This is a genomic window from Telluria antibiotica (assembly GCF_011682055.1).
GTDB classification, from domain to species: Bacteria; Pseudomonadota; Gammaproteobacteria; order Burkholderiales; family Burkholderiaceae_D; genus Telluria; species Telluria antibiotica.
The window spans coordinates 20,610-47,453 of sequence record NZ_JAAQOM010000011.1; the positions used below are offsets into that span (position 1 = coordinate 20,610).

Consider the following 26,844-nt stretch of genomic DNA (forward strand, 5'->3'; position numbering starts at 1 on the left):
TGACGATTACAGCCAACCCTTCGTGGCCATCTGCTCAAGGACGTAGCGCGCAACCAGCCAGTTCTCGAACGGCGTCGGGTGCACGTCGTCGGCGAACATGTAGTGACTGACGTCGCCGGCAATCACGTTCTTCGCGTTGCAGACGAGCGACGTGGTGCCCAGGGCGTTCGGGCCGCAGGCTGGGGTCGACGTATTCGACAGGCCGTACGGTCCAGGGTTGATGACCTCGTCGTGGCTGACGGTCCACAGGTCGACGTACAGGATCTTCGGATCGCCCGAGACACCAGCCTTGAGCTGCGCGTTGAAGGCGTCGACGGCAGTCTTGATCAGGGACTGGACAGCAGCCGATTGCGACTTGCCCGACGGCGTCGAGGCGACGTCCGGCAGGTTGTTCACGACGACGTAGCTCGCGCCCTTGGCCACGATCTGCGTCTTGACGAGGGCCGCCAGCTGGCCGCCCGCCGTGGCCATCGCGGTGACGACACCAGCGGCGTTCGCGGTCAGATAGTCGGCGCCTGCCTTCTGGCCGGCGGCCGTGGCGTCGGCCTGGGCCTTGGTTACCATCGGGCCATACACGGTCGCCTGGGCAGCGGCAGTATTCCCGGCCATGACGGCAGCGGTGACTGCAGCCTGCACGATCGACGTATCGGTGTGGCCAGTACGCGCTGCTTCGGTCTGGATCGCGAGGCCGATCGACTGTGCAGCCGTGGCCGGGTTCGGCGCACCGGCAGCCAGCTGGGTCGTCAGCGACACGGCGAACGCCTGTGCGCCGGCCGCGGTACCGGCAGCGGTGGCGCTGGCCGACAGTTGACCCATCAGGAACAGGATGTCGTTACCGCCGGCCATCACGGTCACCAGTTCGGTGCCGCTGAATTTGCCGCCGGTCTTGGCCAGGTGGTTCGCGATCTGCGTCACGACAGGCACGGTGGTCGCGCCCAGCGCCGCACCGGTGAGCCGGTTGCCTGGGCCGACCGGATCGGTCACGCGCGCGCCGCCCTGCGCATAGTTCAGGCAGCTGACGTTGAACGTGATCGGTACATTGAGGCCTTGCGTCGCGTCGCCCTGCAGACCCGTCTGGGCCGGGCACGGTGCCGGCAGCTGCAACTGGGCAGCGAGGACTTCGGTCCAGTTCTTGCCCGTCAGCTCGGGGTTGACGGACGTATTGTCGCCGTTGATCGTGAACTTGCCGCCGCCCAGTGCCTTCACGGTGCCAACCGCATAGGTGCCGACGTCCGACAGGCTGTCGCCGAACGATACCTGAGCGCTGAACTTGGTGGCCGGGGTCTGGTCACCGCCGCGGGGGCTGCTGCCGCCGCATGCCGCCAGTGCGGCGGCGGTCAACAGTGCAAGCGCGAATGAGGTCTTACGCATTGTGTCTCCTAAAGAATTTTTCTTTTGCAACGAACGGCCGTGCTATTCGTGTCGTAACAATATGCCAGCGTTCGGCATGGTTGTATAGAGAAAACCTTTGTCGTGCACGAGCAACAACACGCGAATAGCCGAGGCAGGGACAAGGCCGGCAGCGGCCGATTATAGCAACGCTACCGCCGTGTTCATGACCGAACGTGACAATGTTGAACAGAAATAAATGCGTGGCGCGCGCACCACAGTCGGGGCAGACTGTGTCGTGCGCCATGCCGGAGGGATTACAACGCGGGCGCGTCGTTGATCAGCCCGTGCACGATGCCGGTCGAACCGTGCGCGGCGCGGCGCAGGCGGTCGTTGACGCCAAGCCACGGGCCATCCTGCGGCGGCGCTTCGACGAGGATGACGTCGGCGGAGGTACCGTCCATCGCCCGCAGCGCTGCGTACAAGGCATGGGCAAACCCGTCCGGCGAGGCCGGCAGGCGGACTGCCGCATGCGTGGCCGGCAGGTCGGAGTAATGAATCAACGCGACGGTGCGCCCCGCCGCATGCAGGCGGGACAGGGTGTCGACGAGCGTCGCCGTGTCCTGCATGGCAACGGGCGTATGCGGTGCGTAATGCGATTCCAGCGTGCCGGAGGCGCGCGGCGCCGCGGCATCGGGACGGGCCGGCACCTGGTCGATGACGGCAGCGATGGCATCCGCCGAGATATGGCCGGGACGCAGCAGCACGGGACCGTGCGTGGCCAGGCGGGAGAGATCCACGATCGTCGATTCGATGCCGACCTCGCTCTGGCCGCCGTCCAGCACGAACGCGATACGGCCGTGTTCTCCGATGTCGTCGCCGAACTCGTCGCGCACATGCTGCGCCGTCGTCGGACTCACGGCGCCGAACTTGTTCGCGGACGGCGCGGCGACGCCGCCCTTCCCGCCCTTGAACGCCTGCAATAACTCGATGGCGACCGGATGCGACGGGCAGCGGATGCCGACCGTGTCCTGGCCGCCCGAGACGGCGTCCGGGATGTGCGGCGCGCGTTTCAGGATCATCGTCAGCGGGCCGGGCCAGAAGGCGTCGGCGAGCTGATGGGCTTCCGACGGGATGTCGGTGGCCCAGTAGTCGAGGTCAGCGCCAGGCGCCACGTGCACGATCACGGGGTGATCCTGCGGGCGGCCCTTGGCGGCGTAGATCGCGGCGACGGCGGCCGGGTTTTCCGCGTCGGCGCCGAGGCCGTACACGGTCTCCGTCGGCAGCGCGACGAGCCGGCCGGCCTCGAGCGCGCGCGCGGCCGCGGCGATCACATCATCCGTCACGACGTAATTCCCAGGATGGTGCAGGCTTGCGCGAAACTCGCCTGGGCTTCGGCCAGCGAAGGCGCGACGAACGTCACGTGCCCCATCTTGCGGCCGCGGCGCGGATCCGTCTTGCCGTACAGGTGCAGGTTCGCACCGGGCAGCGCCAGCACCCGGTCCCACGCGGGTTCGCGCGCGACGTCGCCGGCGCCGTCGAACCACACGTCGCCGAGGATGTTCAGCATGACGGCGGGCGAATGCTGGCGACAATCGCCCAGCGGCAGCTTGGCCATCGCGCGCACCTGCTGCGCGAACTGGCTCGTGATGCACGCGTCGATCGTGTAATGGCCGCTGTTGTGCGGGCGCGGCGCCATCTCGTTGACGACCAGGGAGCCGTCGGCCAGCACGAAGAACTCGATGCACAGCACGCCGACATAACCGAGCTCGGCCACGATGGCACGGGCCGCATCCTGCGCCTCGCGCGCGCAGTCGGCGGACACGTTCGGACCCGGGACGGTGGTCGTGAACAGGATGCCGTCGCGGTGCACGTTTTCCGCGATCGGGTAGACGACGGACTCGCCGTCCGCGCCACGCGCCGTCAGCACGGACACTTCGTACGCCAGCGGCAGCATCTTTTCCAGCAGACAGGTCACGCGGCCCATCGACTCCCACGCCGCGCGCACGTCCTCGCGCGTGCGCACGCGCACCTGGCCCTTGCCGTCGTAGCCCATGCGCACCGTTTTGAGGATGCCGGGCAGCAGGTCGTCGGCGATGGCGTCGACGTCGGCATCGCTCGCGATCACCTTGTGCGGCGCCGGCATCACGCCGGATTTGCCAGCGCAGGCGACGAAGAACGATTTTTCCGCGATGCGGTCCTGCGCGACGGACACGCCGTGTGCGTCCGGCGCGACGAACACCTGCTGCGCGAGGCGCGACAGGCTGGCGGCCGGGACGTTTTCGAATTCCGTCGTGACGGCCACGCATTGCGCGGACAACGCATCGAGGCCGGCGGCATCTTCATAGCCCGCCTCGACGAGGCGCTCGGCCACCTGGCCGGCCGGGCAGTCGGTCGACGGCTCCAGCACGGCCACGCGGTAGCCCATCGCCTGCGCGGCGTGGGCGAACATGCGGCCCAGCTGGCCGCCGCCCATCACACCCAGCCAGGCCGGTTCGCCGGCCGCCGGGAGATAGGCTTGGGACTTCGTATTACTCATCACTCGTTCACGGGCAGGGTCATGGCCTTGGCGGCGGCGGTCTGTTGCTGGCGGAATTGTTCCAACTGGCCGGCCAGCGCGTCGTCCGTCGTGGCGATGATGGCAATCGCCGTCAGCGCGGCGTTCGCGGCACCGGCTTCGCCGATCGCGAACGTCGACACGGGCACACCTTTCGGCATCTGCACGATCGACAGCAGCGAGTCTTCGCCGCGCAGGTATTTCGACGGCACGGGCACGCCCAGCACCGGCACGACCGTCTTCGCGGCCACCATGCCCGGCAGGTGCGCGGCACCGCCGGCACCGGCGATGATGGCGCGCAGGCCGCGGCTGCGGGCCGTTTCCGCGTACGTGAACATCTCGTCCGGCATGCGGTGCGCCGAGATCACCTGCGCCTCGAACGGCACGCCGAACTGCTTCAGCATGGCGCAGGCGTGCTGCATCACGTCCCAGTCGGAACTGGAACCCATGATCACGCCGACCAGCGGTTTCTGTTGTTCCGCCATCTCAGACCTTCAGCTTCTCGCCCGTCAGGCGTTCGATGGCTTCGAAGTACTTGGCCTGGGTTTTTTCGATGACGTCCTGCGGCAGCGGCGGCGCCGGCGGCGTCTTGTTCCAGTCCTTCAGCGTTTCCAGGTAGTCGCGCACGAACTGCTTGTCGAACGACGGCGGCGACATGTCCGGCGCGTAGGAGTCCGCCGGCCAGAAGCGCGAGGAATCGGCCGTCAGGACTTCGTCCATCAGGTGCAGCACGCCGTTGTCGTCGAGGCCGAATTCGAACTTGGTGTCGGCGATGATGATGCCGCGCGTGGCCGCGTAGTCGGCGGCGGTCTTGTACAGCTGGATGCTGATGTCGCGGATTTTATTGGCCAGCTCGGCGCCAATGCGCTGTTCCATGTCGGCAAAGCTGATGTTCTCGTCGTGCTCGCCCAGGTCGGCTTTCGCGGCCGGGGTGAACAGCGGCTCGGCCAGCTTGTCGGCCTGGCGCAGGCCGGCCGGCAACTGGATGCCGCAGACGGCGCCGGTCGCCTGGTAATCCTTCCAGCCCGAACCGATGATGTAGCCGCGCACGACGGCTTCCACGAGGATCGGCTTCAGGCGCTTGGCGACGACGGCGCGGCCTTTCACCTGCTCCACTTCTTCCGGCGCGACCACGGATTCCGGCGCGACGCCGGTCAGGTGGTTCGGCACGATGTGGCCGAGCTTTTCGAACCAGAAATCGGTCATCTGGTTCAGCACCATGCCCTTGCCGGGAATCGGTTCGTTCATGACGACGTCGAAGGCCGACAGGCGGTCGGTCGTGACGATCAGGATCTTGTCGTCGCCGACGGCGTAGTTGTCACGGACCTTGCCGCGGCCCAGCAATGGCAGGGAAGAAATAGTGGATTGGTAGAGGCTTTTCATAGAGGGAATATCTTGATAAAGCGAGACCGGCGAAGAGGCCGGTCGGATGGGCGGCGGTTCGGGAGAACCGGTGCCAAAGCGATATTTTACGTGATTCTCACGTCATCGTCGTCAAAAGCAAACGATGCGCGGTAGGGAGGGCATCTGAGGCCTGGGGGGATTGATGCCGGGGACATCAATCCAATGAAACGTGCCCACCAATGCGTATCGATAACGCATGGTGGGCACAGGGTGCCCACCCTACGAGATACCGCGACCGTAGGGTGGGCGGCCCTCCGCCCACGCGTAATGCACTTACTGAACGATCTGAGCGAGTTCGCCAGCTTTATAGCGCTCAGCCATTTTCTCCAGCGGAATCGGCTTGATCTTGGCAGCCATGCCTTCGCAGCCGAAGGAGATATAGCGTGCCTTGCAAATTTGCGTCGCCGCTTCGCGAGCCGGCTTCAGGTAGTCGCGCGGGTCGAACTTGGACGGGTTCTCGAACAGGTATTTGCGGATCGCGGCCGTCATCGCCAGGCGGATGTCGGTGTCGATGTTGATCTTGCGGACGCCGTGCTTGATGCCTTCCTGGATTTCCTCGACCGGCACGCCATACGTTTCCTTCATGTCGCCGCCGAATTCGCGGATGATGGCCAGCAGGTCCTGCGGGACCGACGACGAGCCGTGCATCACGAGGTGCGTGTTCGGAATGCGCGCGTGGATTTCCTTGATGCGGTCGATGGCGAGGATGTCGCCGGTCGGCTTGCGCGTGAACTTATAGGCGCCGTGCGACGTGCCGATGGCGATGGCCAGCGCGTCGCACTGGGTGCGCGCGACGAAGTCGGCGGCCTGCGCGACGTCGGTCAGCAGCTCTTCACGGGTCATGGTGCGGTCGGCGCCGTGGCCGTCTTCCTTGTCGCCCTTCATCGTTTCCAGCGAGCCGAGCACGCCCAGTTCCGCTTCGACGGTCACGCCGATCGAGTGCGCAAACTTGACGACTTCCTTCGACACTTCGACGTTGTAGTCGTACGAGGCGACGGACTTGCCGTCCGCTTCCAGCGAGCCGTCCATCATGACGGACGTGAAGCCGGAGCGGATCGCGGCCATGCAGACGGCCGGCGACTGGCCGTGGTCCTGGTGCATGACGACGGGAATGTGCGGATAGGCTTCGACGGCGGCGTCGATCAGGTGGCGCAGGAACGCTTCGCCGGCATATTTGCGGGCGCCGGCCGACGCCTGCATGATCACCGGGCTGCCGGTCTGGTCGGCCGCGGCCATGATGGCCTGGACCTGCTCCAGATTGTTGACGTTAAACGCCGGGAGGCCGTAGCCGTGTTCGGCGGCGTGGTCCAGCAGTTGACGCATTGATACGAGTGCCATGGTTTAGCTCCATAGGAATAAAGAAACCTTTCCGGGTCTCACACCTGCTGCGCGCGCGGATGCAGCCGGCCTCGCGCGACAGGCGCGTCAGCCATGCACATCACTCCGTTCGACAGTTTGGCGCGGCCGCGGGTTGCGGCCGCGCGCACAGGTATTGAGCTCCCTCTTAATCGAATTCTCCGACGCGAACAATTTTGAGTGCGTTCGTACCGCCGACCTGGCCCATCGGCTCGCCCCACGTGACGACGATCATGTCGCCTTTCTTGACGATGCCATTCGCGACCATCAGGTCTTCGGCCTGTTTCAGGACGGCACTGCTGTCGCCGCGCTGCGTCAGGTGGTACGCATGCACGTTACGATACAACGCAACCTTGCGCTGGGTGGTGACGCTTGGCGTCAGCGCGTAGATCGGCGTGTCGACGTGGTGGCGGCTCATCCACAGCGCGGTCGAACCGGACTCGGTCAGCGCCACGATCGCCTTGACGCGCAGGTGGTGCGCGGTGAACAGGGCGCCGTACGCGATCGACTGGTCGATGCGGGTGAACTGCACGTTCAGGAAGTCGGCTTCCAGCTTGTTGTATTCGGAACGTTCCGCTTCCACGCAGATCGCGGACATCATCTCGACCGTCTCGACCGGCCACTTGCCGGCGGCGGTCTCGGCCGACGTCATCACGGCGTCGGTGCCGTCCAGCACGGCGTTCGCCACGTCCGACACTTCGGCGCGGGTCGGCACGGCGTTGACGATCATCGATTCCATCATCTGCGTCGCGGTGATCGCCAATTTGTTGGAATCGCGCGCCATGCGGATCATGCGCTTCTGCAGCGCCGGCACGGCCGCGTTGCCCACTTCGACGGCAAGGTCGCCGCGGGCGACCATGATGCCGTCGGAGGCGTCCAGGATTTCCTGCAGCACGGGAATCGCTTCCGCGCGCTCGATCTTCGCGATCATCATCGGCTTGTGTCCCGACGGCTCGCCGGCGATGTTCGCCAGCTGGCGCGCCATTTCCATGTCGGTCGCCGTCTTCGGGAACGAGATCGCCAGGTAGTCGGCCTGGAAGCTCATCGCGGTCTTGATGTCTTCCATGTCCTTCGCGGTCAGCGCCGGCGCCGTCAGGCCGCCGCCCAGGCGGTTGATGCCCTTGTTGTTCGACAGGTCGCCGCCGACTTTCACGATCGTGTGGATCTCGCTGCCCGCCACGCGCTCGACGATCAGCACGATCAGGCCGTCGTTCAGCAGCAGCGTGTCGCCCGGACGGACGTCGTTCGGCAGTGCCTTGTAGTCGAGGCCGACGCGCTCCTGGTTGCCCAGTTCGCCGTTCTCGCCCCAGCGGGCGTCGAGGATGAAACGGTCACCGTTTTCCAGCAGGATCTTGCCTTCTTCGAACTTGCCGACGCGGATCTTCGGGCCCTGCATGTCGGCCATGATCGCCACTTCGCGGCCGCATTCGGCGGCGGCGCGACGCACCAGGTTGGCGCGGTCGATGTGATCCTGGGCGCGGCCGTGCGAGAAATTCAGGCGCACGATGTCCACGCCCGCACGAATCATGCGGACGAGCGTATCGAAGTCGGAGGAAGCGGGGCCGATGGTTGCGACGATCTTGGTACCACGAGACATTGTCTATCCTTGAAGTGAAAAGCGCAGCCCGTGGACTGCGCTGGTGACCGTGAGGTGTTATTTCGCAGCGCTACGCTGCAGCAGGATCTCCACCGCCGGAAGCGTCTTACCTTCGAGGAATTCGAGGAAGGCGCCGCCGCCGGTCGAGATATAGCCGACTTTGTCGGCAATATTGTATTTTGCGATCGCAGCCAGGGTGTCGCCGCCGCCGGCGATCGAGAAGCCTTTCGACGCGGCGATGGCGTGGGCCAGCGTCTTCGTGCCTTCCGCGAACTGGTCGAATTCGAACACGCCGACCGGGCCGTTCCACACGATGGTGCCGGCCTTGCCGATCTGCTCGGCCAGCTGGGCTGCCGTCTTCGGACCGATGTCGAGGATCATGTCGTCATCGGCCACGTCTTTCACATCCTTCACGGTCGCGGCGGCGGTCGGCGAGAACTCCTTCGCGCACACGACGTCGACCGGGATCGGCACGGTCGCGCCACGGGCGGCCATCTTGTCGATGATGGTTTTCGCCTCAAAGACGAGATCGGCTTCCGCGAGCGATTTGCCGATATTCAGGCCCACGGCCTTCATGAACGTGTTGGCGATGCCGCCGCCGACGATCAGGTTGTCGACCTTGTCGGCCAGGCTCTGCAGGATCGACAGCTTGGTCGACACCTTGGAACCGGCGACGATCGCCAGCAGCGGACGCTGCGGCGCGCCCAGCGCCTTGCCCAGCGCGTCGAGCTCGGCGGCCAGCAGCGGGCCGGCGGCAACGACGGGCGCGAACTTCGCGATGCCGTGCGTGGTCGCTTCGGCGCGGTGCGCGGTGCCGAACGCATCGTTGACGTACACGTCGCACAGCTTGGCCATCTTCTGCGCGAGTTCGTCCGCGTTCTTCTTTTCACCCTTGTTGACGCGGCAGTTTTCCAGCAGCACGACCTGGCCCGGCGCGACGTCGACGCCGTCCACCCAGTTCTGTTTCAGCTCGACCGGCTGGCCCAGCAGCTCGGACAGGCGCTTGGCAACGGGCGCCAGGCTGTCTTCCGGCTTGAACTCGCCTTCGGTCGGACGACCCAGGTGCGACGTGACCATCACGGCCGCACCCGCATCAAGCGCCGCGCGGATCGCGGGAACCGAAGCGCGCACGCGCGTGTCTTCCGTAATGTTGCCGGCGTCGTCCTGCGGGACATTCAGGTCGGCACGGATGAAGACGCGCTTACCTTTCAGCGCGCCTTGGTCGATCAGGTCTTGCAAGCGGGTGAAGTTGAGAACGGCCATTGTCAGAGTGGTGGAATGTTTAAAGAACGCTATTTTACCTTAGTGGCGGTTGTGGAAAACACCAGAAACGCTCAGGACAGTCCATACAAGCACGGCAGGGTGATCGGCTTGCAACAGCGCGCCGCCCGCGCCTGCGGAGCTTTCTTTGTGGAAAATTTAAGGCCGCTATTCTACTGGGCCATTCCGGCAACGACATCGAATCCGTTAAAATCGTGGTTTTGGGAATGCCGAAGCGGGATTCCCTGTGCTCATCTTGCTGACGGAGAAATCAATGAACGACAAGACCATCCCGGTCGTGGAACTGGAAGCCAAGGACCTGCCGGCCTATTGCCCGAACCCGGCCATGCCGCTGTGGTCGTCGCACCCGCGCGTCTTCCTCGATTTCGATCACGATGGCAATGCCAAGTGCCCGTACTGCGGCACCCAGTACCGCCTGAAGCCGGGCACCGTACTGGCCCACCACTGATTTCTGCCTGCCCGGTGCGCCTGCCGTGAGCCCTGCCCGCGCCGCGGCGTCCGCCGCATCGGACTACCGGGCGCCCTGGTGGCTGCCCGGCGGCGACCTGCAGACGATTTATCCGGCGCTCTGCATCGCGAAGCCCGCCGTCGCGTACCGCCGCGAGCGCTGGGACACGCCTTGCGGGCACGATTTCATCGACGTCGACCTCGTTGACGGTGCCGCGGCCGATGCCCCCTGCGTGCTGCTGTTCCACGGCCTGGAAGGCTCGTCGGACAGCCATTACGCGCGCAGCCTGATGGCCGCCGTCGCGGCGCGCGGCTGGCATGGCGCGATCCCGCATTTCCGCGGCTGCTCGGGCGAAGCCAACCTGGCGCCGCGCTTCTACCATTCCGGCGACGCCGAAGAACTCGACTGGATCATCCGCCGCCTGCGCCCCCGCTATCCCGGGCCGCTCTACGTGGCCGGCGTCTCGCTCGGCGGAAATGCCATGTTGCGCTGGCTGGGCGAGCAAGGGCATGGCGCCGACATCGTCGACGCGGCCGTGTCCGTGTCGGCCCCGCTCGACCTGGCGGCCGGCGGCGCCGCGCTGTCGTCCGGCTTCAACCGCTTGTACACGCGCATGTTCCTGCAGACGCTGAAGCCGAAGGCACTCGCGAAGCTGGAGCGCTTCCCCGGCCTGTTCGACCGCGACCGCCTGCTGGCCGCAAACGATTTATACAGTTTCGACAACGTCGTCACGGCGCCGCTGCACGGCTACCGCGACACGGATGATTACTGGCACCGCGCCAGCGCCCGCCACGTCCTGCACGACATCGTCGTCCCGACGCTCGTGCTGAACGCGCAGAACGATCCGTTCCTGCCCGGCCGCCACCTGCCGCGGACGGCCGCGCCGGCGGTGACGCTGGAGTATCCCGCGACGGGCGGCCACGTCGGCTTTTCTGCAGGTCCGTTCCCGGGACGGCTCGACTGGCTGCCGCAACGCATCCTGGGCTTCTTCGACCACGTGGCCGGCCGCGTGGACTCCCCCGCCACGCGCGCGCCGACGCCCGCGCGGGTATGCCAAGCTTGAACCCATGGACGACATCGTAAAACAGGCAATGGCCAAGTGGCCGAACGTGCCGTACTGCTACGGCTGGCTCGCGCTGGATGCGCGCGGCGGCTGGCGCATGCGCGACGAGGCCGCGCAACGCGCCGGGGCGCCCGGCGACAGGCTGACGAATGCCGCACTGGTCGGCTTCATCGCCCGCAATTACCTGGCGGATGAACGGGGCTGCTGGTATTTCCAGAACGGCCCGCAACGCGTGTACGTGAACCTCGAGGCAACGCCGTTCGTCGCGCGCACCGACCCCGCGCACGGCCTTGTGCTGCATACGGGGCAGCCGCTGGGCGCGCCGGACGAGGCGCTGCTCACGGACGCGGGCGGGATCTTGCTGCGCGCCGGGCAGACGGTCGCGCAGCTGGACGACCGCGACGCGGCGCAGCTGCTGCAGGCGTTCGAACTGGATGGCCGCCCGGCGGCGGACGACGACGTGATGGCGTGGCTCGAAGGCGGCGACGGCGAACTCGCGTTGCGCTGGCAAGACCGGCGCCTCGTCGTCGGACGGATCGCGGCGGACGACGTGCCGGGCCGCTTCGACTTCGTGCGCCGGCCCGACGTGCTGCACGCGCACGCGTAGGGTGGGCACCCCGTGCCCACGCGTAACGTTCGCGTCACGTTAGCAAGGTTTAAAGCCCGCTTCAGCGGTCCTTGTCCTTCTTCTCTTTCTTTTCGTCCTTCTGACGCTCGCTCAACTCGCGCTCGCGGGCGTCGATGACGGCCTGGTCGTAGAACGACACGTCCTTCGCCTTGCGCGCCAGGTTGAGCTGGTCGACGGCGGCGGGCAGCGCTCCCGTCAGCACATACGATTCGGCCAGCGCCATGTGCTGCAAGGCGATCTTGCCCTGTGCAGCGTAGGTCTTGGCGAGCTGGTCGTACAGCTTCGGCTCTTCGCGGTACTGCTGCACCTGGTCGCGCAGGAACTGGGCCGCCTTGTCCAGCTGGCCGTCGGCGACGAGCGCGTCGGCATACTGGCGTGCCAGCATGCGCGACAGGGGAAATTTCTGGTACGCGGATTCCCCGTCCTGCACGGCCTGGTGCACGACGTCGGGCGGTTGCCCCGGCGCCAGCTTGATCTCGGTGCCGAGCGCGGCAAACATGGCGCTGCCGTCCGTACCGGTGCGCTCGCTCGAAAACACGCCGGGGCGCGGCTTCGTCGACGCCTTTGCCTTGTCGAGCCAGCTCTGCGCGCTTTTCAGGTCGCCCTGTTTGAGAGCGAGGAACGACATGCCGTACATCCCGGCCGTCTGTTGCTGCATGTTCTGCTGCGCCAGTTGGCTCTGGAACGTGGCCTTCGCTTCCTCGCGTCCTTTCTGGCTTTCGTCCTGTAGCACGCGCACGCGGGCGCGCACGAGGTGGAATTCGATGCTGTCCGGCCGGATGTGGATCGGCTTCGGATTCTCGCGGATGCGCGACTGGATGTCGGCGATGCGCTCGCCCGTCAGCGGGTGGCTGCTGAGCCAGGCCGGTGCCTCGCCGTAGATCCGGGTCGTGCTCTGCAGGCGCTTGAAGAACGCCACCATGCCGGACGTGTCATAGCCGGCCGCGCGCATCGTCTGGAAACCGACGCGGTCGGCCTCGCGCTCGGCGTCGCGGCTGAAGTTCAGCTGGCGCTGGATCGCGAGGCCCTGCCCGCCCATCATGACGCCCATCGCCGCATCGGCGCCGCCGCCCGCCTTGCCGACGAGGGCCGCCAGCAGCAGGGCGGCCAGCGGCAGCAGCGCATCCTGCTTCTGCTGGCCGATCATGCGCGCGATGTGACGCTGCTGCACGTGGCCGATCTCGTGCGACAGCACGGACGCGAGTTCCGATTCGTTCTGCGCCGACAGCAGCAATTGCGAGTGCACGCCAATGAAACCGCCGGGCAGCGCGAACGCGTTGATCATCGGGTCGCGCACGGCGAAGAAGAAGAAATCGGCATTCATCTCGCCGCGCGCGCCGGGCGCGAACGACACGAGGTTCTCGCCGAAGTTGTTCAGGAACTCGATGATCGCGTCGTCGTCCAGGTAATCGGGATCGCGCCGGATGTCGTTCATGATTTCTTCGCCCAGCTTGCGCTCCATCACGGGCGACAAGTCGGCGCGGGCGCTGTCGCCGAGCGTCGGCAAACCGGTGGTATCGGCGCTCCCGTGCAGGACGGGGACGGTGGGGGCGGCCAGGGCGGCGGCAGTGGCCACGGCGAGGCCGACGGCCGTGGCGACACGGCGCCATGGCCATCGAGATGAACGCTGGGACATCGTTGAAATCGGGTGTGGTTGCACGGTGCTATGATAACCGCTTCCCGGCCGCTGCCCCTGCCGGGTTTTATTTTGTGACTTCGCTCCCACGACAACATGACAACTCCCTCCGCCGACGCCAGCCCCCTGACCCATTTCGACGCGACCGGCCAGGCCCACATGGTCGACGTGGGCGCCAAGGACGCGACCCACCGCATCGCCGTCGCCGCCGGCACGATCCGCATGCAGCCGGCCACCCTCGACCTCGTGAAAGCGGGCAGCGCCAAGAAGGGCGACGTGCTGGGCGTGGCGCGCGTCGCCGCGATCATGGCGGCCAAGCGCACGAGCGACCTGATCCCGCTGTGCCACCCGCTGGCCATCACGCGCGTCGCCGTCGAGTTCGAGATCGACGACGCGAACTACAGCGTCCATTGCCGCGCGCAGGTCGAGACGGTGGGCAAGACCGGCGTCGAGATGGAAGCGCTGACCGCCGTGCAGGTGGGGCTGCTGACCATCTATGACATGTGCAAGGCGGCCGACCGCGGGATGGTGATGACCGATGTGCGCGTGCTGGAAAAACACGGCGGCAAGTCGGGCGACTGGACGGCGACCCAGGCTGAGTAAATCGTCGAGCATTTTGTTGCAATAAAGAAAATTCTTATTAACTTCGGGTAAGACCACTGCTGCAATCGAATTCAGTGTGGCAAAAATACCGAAAGACAGGCGCTTCTTTGAATTAATCCCTTCATACAATTTCCTGCAGTCAAGTAGTATTGACAGACAGCAGCGAACAAAAGCTGCCGTTTGGACCAAAGGAGATATGATGTTTCAACAACTGAAGGTCGGCACGCGCCTGACCGTTGGATTCCTTGTCGTCGTCCTGCTGGGCGCTACCGTCGCCAGCATCGCCATCTACAACTTGATGCAGATGAACGTCCGGGCGAAGGCGATCTACGAAAAGGACCTGCTGGGGCTTTCGTACGTCAAGGAGGCCAACATCGACCTGATCTACGTGAGCCGCATCGTGCGCAGCGCCATCCTGGTGCCGACCGAAGCGCAACGCGCCGCAAAGTTCGACGACATCGAGAAGTTCAAACGAAAAATCCAGGACAACCTCGACAAGGCCCGCCCGTTGTTCTACTCGGCAGACGGCAAGCGTACGTTCACGGAAACCGATGCCCTGCTGCGTGATTACCTCGGCGTGGTCGACGAGCTCACGAAACGAATCCGGTCGGAGGGCGTCCTACAACCACGGGACTCGATCAATTTCCTGTTCAATACCTTCCAGCCGAAGTCGCAGCTGATCGACGACAAGATGACGGAACTGGCTGCCATCAAGGAAAAGACTGCCCGGCTCACCAGCGTTTCCAATCGCGACGCTTACGAAAGCAGCCTCACCCTGCTGCTGTCCCTGGTCGCACTCAGCGCGCTGGCCGGCACGGCGTTCGGCGTGCTGATCACGCGGGGCCTGATGCGCCAGCTGGGCGGCGAACCGACGTATGCCGCCGAAGTCGTGGGCCGTATCGCCGACGGCGACCTGTACACCGACGTCGAGCTGCGTCCCGGCGACGACCGGAGCCTGTTGTTCGCAATGAAGTCCATGCGCGACCGCCTCGCCCGCATCGTCAGCGAAGTGCGCCAGGGCACGGACATGATCGCCTCGGCGTCCGGCCAGATCGCCAGCGGCAACCTGGACCTGTCGTCGCGCACGGAACAGCAAGCCAGCTCGCTCGAGGAAACGGCATCGTCGATGGAAGAGCTGACGTCGACCGTGAAGCAGAACGCCGACAATGCACGCCAGGCCAACGTGCTGGCGCAAACGGCATCGAACATAGCCGGACAAGGCGGCCTCGTCGTCGCGCAGGTCGTGCAGACGATGGGCTCGATCAACGATTCGTCGAAGAAGATCGTGGACATCATCGCCGTGATCGACGGCATCGCCTTCCAGACGAATATCCTCGCGCTGAATGCGGCCGTCGAGGCGGCGCGTGCGGGCGAACAGGGCCGCGGATTTGCCGTCGTCGCGGGCGAAGTGCGCACGCTGGCCCAGCGTTCGGCGGCCGCGGCGAAAGAGATCAAGACGCTGATCGGCGACTCCGTCGACAAGGTCGCCACCGGCACCCGGCTCGTCGACAAGGCCGGCAGCACGATGCACGAGGTCGTCGAGAGCATCCAGCACGTGACCGACATCATGGCCGAAATCAGCGCCGCCAGCCAGGAACAGACGAGCGGCATCGAGCAGATCAACCAGGCCATCAGCCAGATGGACAACGTCACGCAGCAGAACGCCGGCCTCGTCGAGGAAGCGGCGGCCGCGTCGGAAGCGCTGCAGAACCAGGCCGGCAAGCTGGCGGAGCTGGTCAGCGTGTTCCGCGTCGACGACCGCGCCGTGGCGGCAGCGCCGAGCGCCCCGCAGCGCGCGACGCCGGCCGTCGTGGCACTGGCGCGCCCGGCCAGCCGCCCGGCCACCAAGCCGGCGCTCCGTTCCGCGCCGACCAGCGCGGCGGCAAGGATTCCCGCCCCCACGGCCGGCGACGGTTGGGAAGAATTCTGATCGTCCCCGCCGCCGGACGCCTGCCCGCCGGCCGGGGCGTCCGGCGGTGCGCATCATGCGCCTGAACCGTGTCACAGATGTATCGTTGTGCAATACGACTGTCCCGCTTTGACACACCCTTCCCCGACTATCCCGCGCCGTCAGCCCCCCTGACGAGTGGCACGGATATTGCGAATTCCTCCTTGACTGCGCGTCGCGCAATCACAACCCATCCAACGATCAAGGAGACCACCATGGCCTGGACCAAACCCGAATTCACCGACTGGCGCTTCGGCTTCGAAATCACGATGTACATCGCGAATCGCTGATGCAGCCATGCCCGCGGCGACGCCGCGGGCTCACCGGACCCCGTCATGAACATCGTCGTACTAGGCTCCGCGGCCGGAGGCGGTTTCCCGCAGTGGAACTGCAATTGCCGCAATTGCGCCGGGCTGCGCAACGGTACCGTCCGCGCGACGGCGCGCACCCAGTCATCGATCGCCGTGTCCACCAACGGGACCGACTGGGTGCTGATCAATGCCTCGCCGGACATCCTCACGCAGATCCGCGCGACGCCCGCACTGCAGCCGGCGCGCGCGCGGCGCGATTCCGGCATCGCCGCCGTCATGCTGATGGATGCGCAGATCGACCACGTCACCGGCCTCCTGATGCTGCGCGAGGGGAAAGAGCTGCCCCTCTATTGCACGGCCCAGGTCTGGCGCGAACTGAACGAAGGACTGCCGCTCGTCCCCGTGCTGTCGCACTATTGCGGCGTACGCTGGCACGCACTGCCGACCGCGGGTGGCGTGCACGTGCCGCGCATTCCCGGCATCCGCTTCACGCCGCTCGCGCTGTCCAGTAAGGCACCGCCGTATTCGGACCACCGGCACGATCCGCACCCGGGCGACAACATCGGCCTGCTGATCGAAGACGTCGACTCAGGACTATGCGTGTTCTATGCACCCGGCCTCGGCGCGATCGACGCACCGGTGGAGGCCGCGCTGGGCCGGGCGGATTGCGTGCTCGTCGACGGCACCTTCTGGCAGGCGGACGAAATGATCGCGCTGGGGTTGTCCGGCAAGACGGCGGCCGACATGGGGCACCTGCCGCAATCGGGCGCCGGCGGCATGATCGCCGTGCTCGACGGCGTCAACGCGCAACGCAAGATACTTATCCACATCAACAACACGAACCCGATCCTCGACGAAGACTCGGCGCAACGCGCCCTGCTCGCGCGCCACGGGATCGAAGTCGCGTTCGACGGGATGGAGATCAGACTATGACCACCGCAACGATGTCTCCGTGGAGCCGCGACGAGTTCGAGGCGCAATTGCGTTCGCGAGGTGCCGGCTACCACATCCACCACCCGTTCAACGTCAAGATGAACGATGGCCTGCTGGGCCCGGAGCAGATCCGGGGCTGGGTCGCCAACCGCTTTTATTATCAGGTCAATATCCCGCAAAAGGATGGCGCCATCCTCGCCAACTGCCCGGACCGCGCCACGCGGCGCCGCTGGGTGCGCCGCATCCTCGACCATGATGGCTGGGGAGGGAACGAAGGAGGTATCGAGGCCTGGGTGCGGCTCGGCGAGGCCGTCGGGCTCAAACGCGAGGCGCTGTGGTCGCAGCGTCACGTCGTGCCGGGCGTGCGCTTCGCCGTCGATGCGTACGTCAATTTCGCGCGCCAGGTGCCCTGGCAGGAAGCCGTCTGCTCGTCGCTGACGGAGATGTTCGCGCCGAAGATCCACAAGGACAGGCTGGCCACCTGGCCCACCCATTACCCCTGGATCGATCCCGATGGCTTGCAGTACTTCCGCAGCCGCATTTCGCTGGCGGAGCGCGACGTCGAACACGGCCTTGAAGTGACGCTCGGCCACTTCACCACCCAGGTCCAGCAACAGCGCGCGCTCGACATCCTGCAGTTCAAACTCGACATCCTGTGGGCAATGCTCGACGCGATCGAGAAAGCCTATCCGTGAGGAGGTTAGCCATGCACACCGTTCCCGAACAACCCGCGCTGTCGCGCCTGTTCCGCATGCAGTGGGAAGAGGCCCAGGGCACACACGTCCTGCTGTATCCGGAAGGGATGGTCAAACTGAATCCGAGCGCGGCCGAGATCCTGAAACGCTGCGATGGCCGTCATACCGTGCCGGCGATCGTCGACGAACTCGAACAGGCGTTCCACTGCGACGGGCTGCGGGGCGACGTCGACGATTTCCTGCGCGTCGCCAGCGAACGCGGCTGGATCGTGTGAGCCCCTCATGAACGCCCCGACCATCGCCCCTGCGATCGCGCCGCCACTCTGGCTGCTGGCCGAGCTGACCTATCGCTGCCCGCTGCACTGCCCGTTCTGCTACAACCCGGTCGATTACGCCAACGGCCGCACCGAACTGACGACGGAACAATGGTTCGACGTGATGCAGCAGGCGCGCCGGCTCGGCGCGGCGCAGCTCGGCTTCTCCGGCGGCGAGCCGCTGCTGCGCGACGATCTCGAAGACCTGGTCGGCGAAGGCCGCCGGCTGGGGTTTTATACGAACCTGATCACGTCCGGCATCGGCCTCACCGAGGCGCGCCTCGCGCGCATGAAGGAACTGGGGCTGGACCACATCCAGCTGTCGTTCCAGGATTCGACGCGCGAGCTGAACGATTTCCTGTCGAGCACGAAGACGTTCGACCTGAAAGCCCGCGTCGCGCGGCTGATCAAGCAGTACGACTATCCGATGGTGCTGAACGTCGTGCTGCATCGCTTCAATCTCGACCATGTGGAACGCATCATCGACATGGCCCTGGACATGGGCGTCGACTACCTGGAGCTGGCCAACACGCAGTATTACGGCTGGGCGCTCGTCAACCGCGACCAGCTGATGCCGACGCGGGAACAGGTCGCGCGCGCGGAAAGCGTCGTGAATGCGTGCCGCGCGCGGATCGGCAACCGGATGCGCATCCTGTTCGTCGTACCCGACTATTTCGAGGCGCAACCGAAAGCCTGCATGAACGGCTGGGGCAGCGTGTTCCTCGGCATCGCGCCGGACGGCACCGCCCTTCCCTGCCACGCGGCCCGCACGTTGCCGGGCATCGATTTCCCGAACGTGCGCACGACCAGCGTGAAGGCCATCTGGTACGACAGCGCCGCGTTCAACCGCTACCGCGGCGATGCCTGGATGAAGGATCCGTGCCGCACGTGCGACGACAAGGCGAAGGACTTCGGCGGCTGCCGCTGCCAGGCGTATGCGATGACGGGCGACGCGGCGAACGCGGACCCCGTGTGCGCGAAGTCGGCGCGGCATGGCGACGTACAGACGATCGTGCTGCATGCGCAGCGCGCACGGCAGGGTGCGCCGGACGCCACCGTGTGGCCGCCGGCGCAACCTATCGTGTTCCGGTCCGACGTCAATTCGCGGAAGGCGAGTCCGCCCTGCCCGTGAAGCTTGTGGTCGAACTCGTTGCAGAGCGCGTCATTGGCCGCTTGCCGCCACGCCGCACAGCCGCGTCCCGATCCACCAGTAATTGCCCTGCGCATCCTGCACGCCGGCCGACCGGTCGCCGTACGGAAGGTCGCGTGGTGCCGCGAGGCTCGTCGCGCCCTGGTCCAGCGCCCGCGCATACACCTTGTCGACGTCCTCCACGTACACGTGCACGGACCCGATCGGTAACTCGGCCCACGGCCTGAACCCGACCATCAGGACAGAATCGCCGATCCGGACTTCGGCGTGCCGGAGCGCCCCGTCGGCGTCGACCTGGCGCCGCAATTCGGTCGCGCCGAACGCATGCGCGAGAAAGTCGAGCAGCGTGCGCACGTCCTGCACGAGCAGGTAGGGCGACACGGCATTGTAGCCATCGGGTTTGTATCGATCGTTCATTGTCTCTCTCCTTATCGTTTTTATTGAACTCGACAATTGTGTCACATTCGTATGGACGCCCGATGCCATCCCGACAAAATGGACAGAGAGTTCACGAAAAATGCCTCGTTGCCAAATCATTGCTTGATTGCCTGATAAGAAACAAAACTTCCTCCTTGAGGAGTGTTGGGAAAACGCGCCAGATTGTGAGTATTCGTTAGTTTTGTGCTTAGAATTATTGCCGCACATCAATTAACATGAAATCGACCCGACGCGAACGTGCAGCGTGCGGGCGCCCCTTCCCGACTCTCGCCACTTCTCAGGAGACCACTATGTTCCAGCAAATGAAAGTCGGCACCCGTCTTACTCTCGGCTTCCTGACCGTCGTCATGCTTGGAGCAATCGTCGCCGGCATCGCCGTCTACAACATGGCGCAAATGAACGAGCGCGCGAAAGTCATGTACCAGAAGGAATTGCTGGGCATTTCCTACGTCAAGGAAGCCAACATCAATGTCGTCTACATCGGCCGCGCGCTGCGCGGCGCGCTGCTGGCGCCGACCGAAGAACAGCGCGCCAGGATCCTCGGCAACCTCGACAAATACAAGCAGGCGCTGCAGCAGAACCTCGACAATGCGCGCCCGCTGTTCTACACGGAAGACGGCAAGCGCACGTTCGCGGAAGCGGATGCCCAGGTGCGCGATTTCGACGGCCTGATCACGGAACTGATCAAGCGCATGAAGGCGGAGCCGCTCGCGCAACAGCACGCGTCCGTCGATTTCCTGTTCGATACGTTCCTGCCGAAAGCACAGAGCATCGATGAAAAAATGGCGACCCTCGCCCGCTTCAAGGAGAAGCTGGCCGAGCAAAACAACTTGCACAACAAGAGCGAGTACGAAAGCAGCCGCACCACGCTGCTCGTGCTCGTCGTGCTCAGCGCCATGGCCGGCTTCGGCTTCGGCATCGTGATCACGCGCGCCCTGACGCGCCAGCTGGGCGGCGAGCCCGGGTATGCGGCCGAAGTCGCGGGCCGCATCGCCGACGGCGACCTGGGCACGGAAGTGCAGTTGCGCGCCGGCGACGAGACGAGCCTGCTGTTCGCGATGAAATCCATGCGCGACCGCCTCGCCCGCATCGTCAGCGAAGTGCGCCAGGGCACGGACATGATCGCCTCGGCGTCCGGCCAGATCGCCAGCGGCAACCTGGACCTGTCGTCGCGCACGGAACAGCAAGCCAGCTCGCTCGAGGAAACGGCATCGTCGATGGAAGAGCTGACGTCGACCGTGAAGCAGAACGCCGACAACGCGCGCCAGGCCAACGTGCTGGCACAAACGGCATCGACCGTGGCCGGACAAGGCGGCCTCGTCGTCGCGCAGGTCGTGCAGACGATGGGCTCGATCAACGATTCGTCGAAGAAGATCGTGGACATCATCGCCGTGATCGACGGCATCGCCTTCCAGACGAATATCCTCGCGCTGAATGCGGCCGTCGAGGCGGCGCGTGCGGGCGAACAGGGGCGCGGTTTTGCCGTCGTCGCGGGCGAAGTGCGCACGCTGGCCCAGCGTTCGGCGGCCGCGGCGAAAGAGATCAAGACGCTGATCGGCGACTCCGTCGACAAGGTCGCCACCGGCACCCGGCTCGTCGACAAGGCCGGCAGCACGATGCACGAGGTCGTCGAGAGCATCCAGCACGTGACCGACATCATGGCCGAGATCAGCGCCGCCAGCCAGGAACAGACGAGCGGCATCGAGCAGATCAACCAGGCCATCAGCCAGATGGACAACGTCACGCAGCAGAACGCCGGCCTCGTCGAGGAAGCGGCGGCCGCGTCGGAAGCGCTGCAGAACCAGGCCGGCAAGCTGGCGGAGCTGGTCAGCGTGTTCCGCATCGATGGCCGCGCGGCAGGCGCCGCGCCGTCGGCGCCGCCCGCTCCGCCCATGCCCCCTGCGCCCGCGCGCGCCGCTGCACCCGCCCCGGCGGCGCGCGTCACCCGCGCCCGGGCCACGCTCGCGGCGCCGGCCGCGAAACCGGCCTTCGTGAAACCCGCCATCAAGCCTGCCGGGAAGGCCGTCCCCCGGAAGGCCGGCCTCGCGAAACCCGTCCCCGCCCAAGCGGCCGCGGACGAGTGGGAAGAGTTCTGACCGTCGGCCAATCGCGTCCCGCCGTCCCGTAACGCCCCCGCCCAGTCGGGGGCGTTCTTTTTCCGGCACCGCGCCGCCGCATGCTTGCATTCCCCAACATGTTTTTCGCGTGGTAAATTGCTTCCTTTCACCGGCCGAGCCAACCCGGCAGGCCGCGTATTCACAAGCCACAAGCGAGAGGACAGAATGAAATTAGGTATGCTGGCGCTGGCCGCAACCATGGCGGGCACGACGCTCGGCGCGGTCGCCGCACCGCGCGGATTCACGGTCGGGGACCTGGTGGCGATGGAACGGGTCGGCAGCCCGGCGGTGTCGCCGGACGGCAGCCGCGTCGCCTACACGGTGCGCACGACCGACATGGGAAAGAACCGCGGCCACACCGAGGTGTACGTCGTCGACCTGCGCGCCGCCAACCCGACCCCGCAACGGCTGACGTCGGACGCGGCCAGCAGCACGGATCCCGAATGGTCGCCGAACGGTGACGCCGTGTATTTCCTGTCGTCGCGCTCCGGGTCCGGCCAGGTGTGGCGCGTGCCGGCGGCGGGCGGCGACGCGGTCCGCGTGACGGACCTGCCGCTCGACGTGGACGCATTCCGCGTGGCGCCGGCGGGCGATCGCATGCTGCTCAGCATGGCCGTGTTCCGCGACTGCGCGGATCTCGCCTGCACCAAGGCGCGCCTGGACGCGAAAGAGAAGGACAAGGCCAGCGGCAAGATCTATGACCGCCTGTTCGTTCGCCATTGGGACACGTGGTCCGATGGCCGCAACAACGTGCTGTACGCGGCGCCGCTGGATGCGTCCGGCCGCGTGAACGGCACGCCCGTCAGCCTGTCGGGCTCGCTCGACGGCGACGTCCCGTCGAAACCGTTCGGCGACCGCGAGGAATTCCGCTTCAGCCCGGACGGCAAGACCGTCGTGTTCTCCGTCCGCATCGCGGGCAAGACCGAGGCATGGTCGACCAACTTCGACCTGTATGCGGTCCCCGCCGCCGGCGGCACGCCGCGCAACCTGACGGCCGACAACCACGCCTGGGACACGAAGGGCGTGTTCTCGCCGGACGGCCGCACGCTCGCGTATCTCGCGATGTCGCGCCCTGGCTTCGAGGCCGACCGCTACCACATCGTGCTGCTCGACCTCGCCAGCGGGAAGAAGCGCAACGTGGCCGAAAGCTGGGACCGCTCGCCGGGCGGCCTGCAGTGGACGGCCGACGGCAAGACGCTCGTCGCGGACGCCGAGGACGTCGGCCAGCATCGCCTGTTCGCCATCGAGGTGGCCAGCGGCAAGGTGTCGCCGCTGACCGACAAGGGCTCGATCGGCGGCTTCGACGTGCGCGGCAATACCGTCGCCTACACGCAAACGAATTTGGCATCGGGCGCGCAATTGTTCGGCATGCAGCTGGGCACGAACAAGGCGGCGCAACTGACGCGCGTGAACGAAGCCCAGCTGGCCGACGTGCGCTGGGGCGAGTACGAGCAGTTCTCGTTCAAGGGCGCGAACGGCGACACGGTCTACGGCCACGTGATGAAGCCGTGGAATTACGAGCCGGGCAAATCGTACCCGATCGCCTTCCTCGTGCACGGCGGCCCGCAAGGCAGCTTCGGCAACGGCTGGAGCTACCGCTGGAATCCACAGGTGTACGCCGGCGCCGGCTATGCGACCGTCTTCATCGACTTCCACGGCTCGACCGGCTACGGCCAGAAATTCACGGACGCCATCAGCGGCGACTGGGGCGGCAAGCCGCTCGAAGACTTGAAAAAAGGCCTGGCCGCGGCCGTGGCGAAATATGCCTGGCTGGACCGCTCGCACGCCTGCGCGCTGGGCGCGTCGTATGGCGGCTACATGATGAACTGGATCGAGGGTAACTGGCCGGACGGTTTCAAATGCATCGTCAACCACGACGGCGTGTTCGACACGCGCGGCATGGCCTATTCGACCGAGGAACAATGGTTCACGGACTGGGAAAACGGCGGTCCCTACTTCACGGTGCCGGAAAAGCATGAGCGCTTCAACCCCGTGCTGCACGTGAACAAGTGGAAGACGCCGATGCTCGTCGTGCAGGGCGACCTCGATTTCCGCATCCCGACGGCCCAGGGCCTGTCCACGTTCACGGCGCTGCAACGCCGCGGCATCGAGAGCAAGCTGCTCGTGTTCCCGGACGAGAACCACTGGGTGCTGAAGCCGGCCAATTCGTTGCTGTGGCATCACACCGTCATCGGATGGCTCGACCAGCACCTGAAACAGTAAATACGAACCTCAGCAGTTGCCCATGGTGCTACTATTGCTGTGTCACAAGATCGTAAACTTGGTCTTGAGCACGGTTAAAGGAGCACCATGAGCGAGCCGCAAACGGAACACGAACTCAAGCCCCAGGAATTCGAATTCGAATCGATGCATTTGCAGGTCGGCGTACGCCTGCAATTCATCACGCACCGGACCTTGAAGCCCGTCCAGCATTTCTCGACGCTGATCGGCTGGCTGAAGGACGAATACCTGATCGTCAAGATGCCGATGGACAGCGGCGCGCCCATCGCACTGGTCGAAGGCGAGCGGGTGACGATACGCGTGTTCTCCGGCATCCACGTATGCTCGTTCGCGTGCACGGTCGAGCGCGTGTTCGGCCGGCCGCTGTCGTACCTACACATCTCGTTCCCCCGCACGATCCAGGGCACGAGCCTGCGCACGGCGATCAGGGTCAAGGTCGACATTCCCGCCAGGATCGTCCCGGTGAACGGCGCCGCCGCCGCCGCCGACTGCCTGTTGACGAACCTGAGCGTGAGCGGCGCGCGCATCGAATCGCAGAAGAGCCTGCCGCAGGACGAGGACGAATTCGACCTGGAATTCGTGCTGCTGGCGCCGCCCAACAACCAGGAAGTGCGCGTCCGCGCGCGGTCGACCGTGCGGAATATCAGCGCGCTGTCCACGGCAGCGGAACAGGCCGAGGGCTTTGCCTATGGCGTGCAGTTCTCGGGGCTGAATCCGGCGCACTACACGTTGCTGCAGAACCTCACGTATGAGGCGTTGCTGGCGGATCGGCAGAAGATCGTCTGAGGCCGACTCGGACGTTCGTTCAGAAGAAGCCCTGCTCCCAAAGTCGGGGCCAGCGCAGGCCTCGATTGGCGGCCGCGTTCGGCGTACCGTCATGCATCACGTCCACGATGTCGGCATACGTTCCCGCGACGAGGCTGGCCAGCGCAGCTGACAGGACAACGACATTGGCGAGCCGCATTGCGCCCCCGGCCGCGCGTGGTGGCTGTTCCGCCGGGCTGCTCATGCGCACCCAGGCGATGGCAAAGCCCAGGTACATGGCGATCGCGAGCTGGCTCTGGGGCATCACGATGAGGCCAGAGACCAGACCATCGACGAGCACCGCAGCGCCGCTGACGAGCAGTGCAGGCAATACAACATTGCCGCTCTCGATGGACGCCATGCCCGCCCGCGAGCGGACGAGCGCGCGCATGCCCCGAAACAGCGCGAAGCCCAGCAACAACAGCGCCGGGAGTCCCCATTCGGCGGCGATCTGCAGCACCCAGTCGTGCGGATGCGCCGCCCAGCGGAAGCGGGCGGCATCGTGGGCGAAGTGCATCGGACCGACGCCGAACCATGGATGCTGGCGGCCCAGCTCGAGAGCATTAGTCCATACAAAAAAGCGCATGCTCGAAGGGTCGTTCCTGCTACGTTCGAGAGCGAATTCAAAAGCGCCAAAGCTGCCGTGCCCAGCGATCACTGGAATGATGACAAGGAAGACGACGTACATGGCGATACCGCCTGCCACAGTCAACGCGAATGTCTTCAGATACGGAACTGCGGAGCGGCGCAGCACGACCACGGCGATAATCACGCCGGCCGCAAGGCCCATGACGGTGCCACGGCCCGTGGTGGCGAAAATGCTCAGCCACCAGAGCGAGACCAGCGCCAGCCACAGGTAACGCAGGCGCGAAGCGCGCGGCGTAAGGCAGTAAAGGAGGACCAGCAACGGAAGCAGCGCCGTCTGGGTATGGTTGAAAAAACGGTGATTGCTGAAGCCTGGTGCAAAATCCAGGGGTTCAAGTTGGGTGCCCAGCGCGAAGGACGCACAATAATTGACGACGATCCGGACCGCGTGCAGCACGGCCGCGCAACCGAGCGCCTGCAATGCCATGCGCATCAGCGGAATACCGCCGCGTTGGACTTGCTCGGCGATCGCCAGTGCAATTGCCAGCAACAGTAAGAACAACGCAACCTCGACTCTGGCGTAACCGGGTGCATACGCCATTGTGGTGGAGGCTGCGCCACACGCAAAAAACAGGGCAAGCGCGCGACCGCCCCAGGACGCGCAGAAAAATTCCATCAGCGCGGCTGACCTCGCGAGAACGAGCACGAGTCCGGTCGCGAGCAATAGCGCGATTTCATGGATGCGCTGCTCATCGTGTCCATTTCTGCTCAAGAAATTGATGCCCACGACGACGATGAGGGCGACCAAATAGCCGGCGGGCAGGATCCGCTTCCAGCCCGGAGGGTTGTCGAGTGTGGCAGTCGCGGTCGTCATTGTCGTTATCGAAGATAATAAAAAATGCCGCTCAGCTTACACTGAGCGGCATTTTGAGGGAATCGTCGGAAGACGAGGTCCGATTAGCTCTGGCCGACGCAGACGCCCGTGGTGCCGATCAGCTTCTGCTTGATCGTATCTGCGGCGCAGGTCCAGCCACCGTCGGTGCTACGGGTCAGGACGATCTTCTGACCAGAGACGGTCGACGGACCGCCGACGATCGTGCAAGTCAGCGAGGTGCCGTCCACGTCGAACTTCGAGCAGTTCGCGGTCGGGGTGGTCGACAGGCCGACGTCGCTAGCAGCACCCGGGGTCGCGCCTTCGTTCAGCTTGACTTCAAAGGCGGTCTTGCCTGCCGACACTTCGCCCAGTGCTGCGGCGAACTTCGACTTGGCGACGTAGTCTTGGTAAGCCGGGATGGCCACGGCGGCCAGGATACCGATAATCGCGACAACGATCATCAGTTCGATCAGGGTGAAGCCGGCTTGGGCTTTCTTGACGATTTTCGGTGCTTTCATGATGTCTCTCCAGG

25 protein-coding genes are annotated in these 26,844 nt (G+C 65.4%); 13 read left to right on the plus strand and 12 right to left on the minus strand.

Annotated features, from left to right (window positions below; genetic code table 11):
* Positions 1–6 precede the first annotated feature (6 nt).
* From HAV22_RS18055 to HAV22_RS18090, 8 genes are all read right to left on the minus strand, one after another.
* Positions 7–1,371: an SGNH/GDSL hydrolase family protein gene (locus HAV22_RS18055; protein ID WP_166860942.1), complete on the minus strand. Its 1,365-nt coding sequence runs from the start codon at positions 1,369–1,371 to the stop codon at positions 7–9.
* A 275-nt stretch (positions 1,372–1,646) separates the two neighbouring features.
* Positions 1,647–2,675, minus strand: coding sequence for an L-threonylcarbamoyladenylate synthase (locus HAV22_RS18060; protein ID WP_166860943.1), 1,029 nt, complete (start codon positions 2,673–2,675; stop codon positions 1,647–1,649).
* A complete protein-coding gene (locus HAV22_RS18065; protein ID WP_166860945.1) occupies positions 2,672–3,868 on the minus strand; it encodes a 5-(carboxyamino)imidazole ribonucleotide synthase in 1,197 nt (398 codons plus the stop codon). The genes HAV22_RS18060 and HAV22_RS18065 overlap by 4 nt, the downstream gene beginning before the upstream one ends.
* Positions 3,868–4,371 carry a 5-(carboxyamino)imidazole ribonucleotide mutase gene (gene purE, locus HAV22_RS18070; protein WP_166860947.1) on the minus strand — a complete coding sequence of 168 codons (504 nt, stop codon included), beginning with the start codon at positions 4,369–4,371 and terminating at the stop codon, positions 3,868–3,870. The genes HAV22_RS18065 and purE overlap by 1 nt, the downstream gene beginning before the upstream one ends.
* 1 nt (position 4,372) lies before the next feature.
* The gene (locus HAV22_RS18075; protein ID WP_166860948.1) at positions 4,373–5,269 is read right to left on the minus strand and encodes a phosphoribosylaminoimidazolesuccinocarboxamide synthase; all 897 of its coding nucleotides are present in this window, start codon (positions 5,267–5,269) and stop codon (positions 4,373–4,375) included.
* A 294-nt stretch (positions 5,270–5,563) separates the two neighbouring features.
* Positions 5,564–6,628 carry a class II fructose-bisphosphate aldolase gene (fba, locus tag HAV22_RS18080; protein WP_036236196.1) on the minus strand — a complete coding sequence of 355 codons (1,065 nt, stop codon included), beginning with the start codon at positions 6,626–6,628 and terminating at the stop codon, positions 5,564–5,566.
* A 166-nt stretch (positions 6,629–6,794) separates the two neighbouring features.
* Complete coding sequence (gene pyk, locus HAV22_RS18085; protein ID WP_166860950.1) at positions 6,795–8,243, minus strand: pyruvate kinase; 1,449 nt, start codon at positions 8,241–8,243, stop codon at positions 6,795–6,797.
* Between the two features lie 57 nt (positions 8,244–8,300).
* Entirely contained in the window at positions 8,301–9,506 is a 1,206-nt protein-coding gene (locus HAV22_RS18090; protein WP_166860951.1) for a phosphoglycerate kinase, read from the minus strand.
* A 271-nt stretch (positions 9,507–9,777) separates the two neighbouring features.
* Between HAV22_RS18090 and HAV22_RS18095 the strand changes: the two genes are divergently transcribed.
* From HAV22_RS18095 to HAV22_RS18105, 3 genes are read left to right on the plus strand one after another with little or no spacing between them, the layout of a single operon-like run.
* On the plus strand, positions 9,778–9,972 hold the full coding sequence (locus tag HAV22_RS18095) for a zinc-finger domain-containing protein (RefSeq protein ID WP_036236204.1): 195 nt from the start codon (positions 9,778–9,780) through the stop codon (positions 9,970–9,972).
* Positions 9,973–9,997: 25 nt separating this feature from the next.
* Positions 9,998–11,035 (plus strand): YheT family hydrolase, encoded by a 1,038-nt coding sequence (locus HAV22_RS18100; protein WP_166860953.1) that lies wholly within the window; start codon positions 9,998–10,000, stop codon positions 11,033–11,035.
* A gap of 4 nt (positions 11,036–11,039) precedes the next feature.
* Positions 11,040–11,642: a DUF2946 family protein gene (locus tag HAV22_RS18105; protein ID WP_166860955.1), complete on the plus strand. Its 603-nt coding sequence runs from the start codon at positions 11,040–11,042 to the stop codon at positions 11,640–11,642.
* A 61-nt stretch (positions 11,643–11,703) separates the two neighbouring features.
* Here HAV22_RS18105 and HAV22_RS18110 read toward each other — a convergent pair whose 3' ends face one another.
* On the minus strand, positions 11,704–13,299 hold the full coding sequence (locus HAV22_RS18110; RefSeq protein ID WP_166860957.1) for a beta-barrel assembly-enhancing protease: 1,596 nt from the start codon (positions 13,297–13,299) through the stop codon (positions 11,704–11,706).
* A 96-nt stretch (positions 13,300–13,395) separates the two neighbouring features.
* Here HAV22_RS18110 and moaC point away from each other — a divergent pair, with 96 nt between their 5' ends.
* From moaC to pqqE, 7 genes are all read left to right on the plus strand, one after another.
* Entirely contained in the window at positions 13,396–13,902 is a 507-nt protein-coding gene (gene moaC, locus HAV22_RS18115; RefSeq protein ID WP_166860959.1) for a cyclic pyranopterin monophosphate synthase MoaC, read from the plus strand.
* Between the two features lie 199 nt (positions 13,903–14,101).
* Positions 14,102–15,832 (plus strand): methyl-accepting chemotaxis protein, encoded by a 1,731-nt coding sequence (locus HAV22_RS31685; RefSeq protein WP_166860961.1) that lies wholly within the window; start codon positions 14,102–14,104, stop codon positions 15,830–15,832.
* A 233-nt stretch (positions 15,833–16,065) separates the two neighbouring features.
* A complete protein-coding gene (gene pqqA, locus HAV22_RS18125) occupies positions 16,066–16,140 on the plus strand; it encodes a pyrroloquinoline quinone precursor peptide PqqA (RefSeq protein WP_166861271.1) in 75 nt (24 codons plus the stop codon).
* 45 nt (positions 16,141–16,185) lie between these two features.
* Positions 16,186–17,094 carry a pyrroloquinoline quinone biosynthesis protein PqqB gene (pqqB, locus tag HAV22_RS18130; RefSeq protein ID WP_166860963.1) on the plus strand — a complete coding sequence of 303 codons (909 nt, stop codon included), beginning with the start codon at positions 16,186–16,188 and terminating at the stop codon, positions 17,092–17,094.
* A complete protein-coding gene (pqqC, locus tag HAV22_RS18135) occupies positions 17,091–17,789 on the plus strand; it encodes a pyrroloquinoline-quinone synthase PqqC (protein WP_166860965.1) in 699 nt (232 codons plus the stop codon). The genes pqqB and pqqC overlap by 4 nt, the downstream gene beginning before the upstream one ends.
* An 11-nt stretch (positions 17,790–17,800) precedes the next feature.
* Entirely contained in the window at positions 17,801–18,064 is a 264-nt protein-coding gene (pqqD, locus tag HAV22_RS18140; RefSeq protein WP_166860967.1) for a pyrroloquinoline quinone biosynthesis peptide chaperone PqqD, read from the plus strand.
* 7 nt (positions 18,065–18,071) lie between these two features.
* A complete protein-coding gene (pqqE, locus tag HAV22_RS18145) occupies positions 18,072–19,235 on the plus strand; it encodes a pyrroloquinoline quinone biosynthesis protein PqqE (protein WP_166860969.1) in 1,164 nt (387 codons plus the stop codon).
* 30 nt (positions 19,236–19,265) lie between these two features.
* On the opposite strand, the gene HAV22_RS18150 is transcribed toward pqqE, so the two are convergent.
* The gene (locus HAV22_RS18150) at positions 19,266–19,670 is read right to left on the minus strand and encodes a VOC family protein (RefSeq protein WP_208296261.1); all 405 of its coding nucleotides are present in this window, start codon (positions 19,668–19,670) and stop codon (positions 19,266–19,268) included.
* Between the two features lie 311 nt (positions 19,671–19,981).
* On the opposite strand from HAV22_RS18150, the gene HAV22_RS31690 reads away from it, so the two are divergent.
* The 3 genes from HAV22_RS31690 (at position 19,982) to HAV22_RS18165 (ending at position 24,835) form a co-directional block, all read left to right on the plus strand.
* Positions 19,982–21,787, plus strand: coding sequence for a methyl-accepting chemotaxis protein (locus tag HAV22_RS31690; RefSeq protein ID WP_308789226.1), 1,806 nt, complete (start codon positions 19,982–19,984; stop codon positions 21,785–21,787).
* Positions 21,788–21,973: 186 nt separating this feature from the next.
* A complete protein-coding gene (locus HAV22_RS18160) occupies positions 21,974–24,031 on the plus strand; it encodes an alpha/beta hydrolase family protein (RefSeq protein ID WP_229421302.1) in 2,058 nt (685 codons plus the stop codon).
* 87 nt (positions 24,032–24,118) lie between these two features.
* The gene (locus tag HAV22_RS18165) at positions 24,119–24,835 is read left to right on the plus strand and encodes a flagellar brake protein (protein ID WP_166860972.1); all 717 of its coding nucleotides are present in this window, start codon (positions 24,119–24,121) and stop codon (positions 24,833–24,835) included.
* Positions 24,836–24,854: 19 nt separating this feature from the next.
* On the opposite strand, the gene HAV22_RS18170 is transcribed toward HAV22_RS18165, so the two are convergent.
* Both HAV22_RS18170 and HAV22_RS18175 read right to left on the minus strand, forming a co-directional pair.
* Positions 24,855–26,312 carry an O-antigen ligase family protein gene (locus HAV22_RS18170; protein ID WP_166860974.1) on the minus strand — a complete coding sequence of 486 codons (1,458 nt, stop codon included), beginning with the start codon at positions 26,310–26,312 and terminating at the stop codon, positions 24,855–24,857.
* Positions 26,313–26,395: 83 nt separating this feature from the next.
* The gene (locus HAV22_RS18175) at positions 26,396–26,830 is read right to left on the minus strand and encodes a pilin (RefSeq protein WP_166860975.1); all 435 of its coding nucleotides are present in this window, start codon (positions 26,828–26,830) and stop codon (positions 26,396–26,398) included.
* Positions 26,831–26,844 lie beyond the last annotated feature (14 nt).

Coding starts and splice junctions, on each gene's coding strand:
- pqqB (WP_166860963.1), top strand. CDS start 16,186: ATGAACATCGTCGTACTAGGCTCCGCGGCCGGAGGCGGTTTCCCGCAG.
- HAV22_RS18090 (WP_166860951.1), bottom strand. CDS start 9,506: ATGGCCGTTCTCAACTTCACCCGCTTGCAAGACCTGATCGACCAAGGC.
- HAV22_RS18160 (WP_229421302.1), top strand. CDS start 21,974: ATGAAATTAGGTATGCTGGCGCTGGCCGCAACCATGGCGGGCACGACG.
- HAV22_RS31685 (WP_166860961.1), top strand. CDS start 14,102: ATGTTTCAACAACTGAAGGTCGGCACGCGCCTGACCGTTGGATTCCTT.
- HAV22_RS18065 (WP_166860945.1), bottom strand. CDS start 3,868: ATGAGTAATACGAAGTCCCAAGCCTATCTCCCGGCGGCCGGCGAACCG.
- HAV22_RS18150 (WP_208296261.1), bottom strand. CDS start 19,670: ATGAACGATCGATACAAACCCGATGGCTACAATGCCGTGTCGCCCTAC.
- moaC (WP_166860959.1), top strand. CDS start 13,396: ATGACAACTCCCTCCGCCGACGCCAGCCCCCTGACCCATTTCGACGCG.
- pqqD (WP_166860967.1), top strand. CDS start 17,801: ATGCACACCGTTCCCGAACAACCCGCGCTGTCGCGCCTGTTCCGCATG.
- HAV22_RS18165 (WP_166860972.1), top strand. CDS start 24,119: ATGAGCGAGCCGCAAACGGAACACGAACTCAAGCCCCAGGAATTCGAA.
- pqqE (WP_166860969.1), top strand. CDS start 18,072: ATGAACGCCCCGACCATCGCCCCTGCGATCGCGCCGCCACTCTGGCTG.
- HAV22_RS18110 (WP_166860957.1), bottom strand. CDS start 13,299: ATGTCCCAGCGTTCATCTCGATGGCCATGGCGCCGTGTCGCCACGGCC.
- purE (WP_166860947.1), bottom strand. CDS start 4,371: ATGGCGGAACAACAGAAACCGCTGGTCGGCGTGATCATGGGTTCCAGT.
- HAV22_RS18075 (WP_166860948.1), bottom strand. CDS start 5,269: ATGAAAAGCCTCTACCAATCCACTATTTCTTCCCTGCCATTGCTGGGC.
- pqqC (WP_166860965.1), top strand. CDS start 17,091: ATGACCACCGCAACGATGTCTCCGTGGAGCCGCGACGAGTTCGAGGCG.
- HAV22_RS18170 (WP_166860974.1), bottom strand. CDS start 26,312: ATGACGACCGCGACTGCCACACTCGACAACCCTCCGGGCTGGAAGCGG.
- HAV22_RS31690 (WP_308789226.1), top strand. CDS start 19,982: ATGTTCCAGCAAATGAAAGTCGGCACCCGTCTTACTCTCGGCTTCCTG.
- HAV22_RS18095 (WP_036236204.1), top strand. CDS start 9,778: ATGAACGACAAGACCATCCCGGTCGTGGAACTGGAAGCCAAGGACCTG.
- HAV22_RS18175 (WP_166860975.1), bottom strand. CDS start 26,830: ATGAAAGCACCGAAAATCGTCAAGAAAGCCCAAGCCGGCTTCACCCTG.
- HAV22_RS18105 (WP_166860955.1), top strand. CDS start 11,040: ATGGACGACATCGTAAAACAGGCAATGGCCAAGTGGCCGAACGTGCCG.
- fba (WP_036236196.1), bottom strand. CDS start 6,628: ATGGCACTCGTATCAATGCGTCAACTGCTGGACCACGCCGCCGAACAC.
- HAV22_RS18055 (WP_166860942.1), bottom strand. CDS start 1,371: ATGCGTAAGACCTCATTCGCGCTTGCACTGTTGACCGCCGCCGCACTG.
- pyk (WP_166860950.1), bottom strand. CDS start 8,243: ATGTCTCGTGGTACCAAGATCGTCGCAACCATCGGCCCCGCTTCCTCC.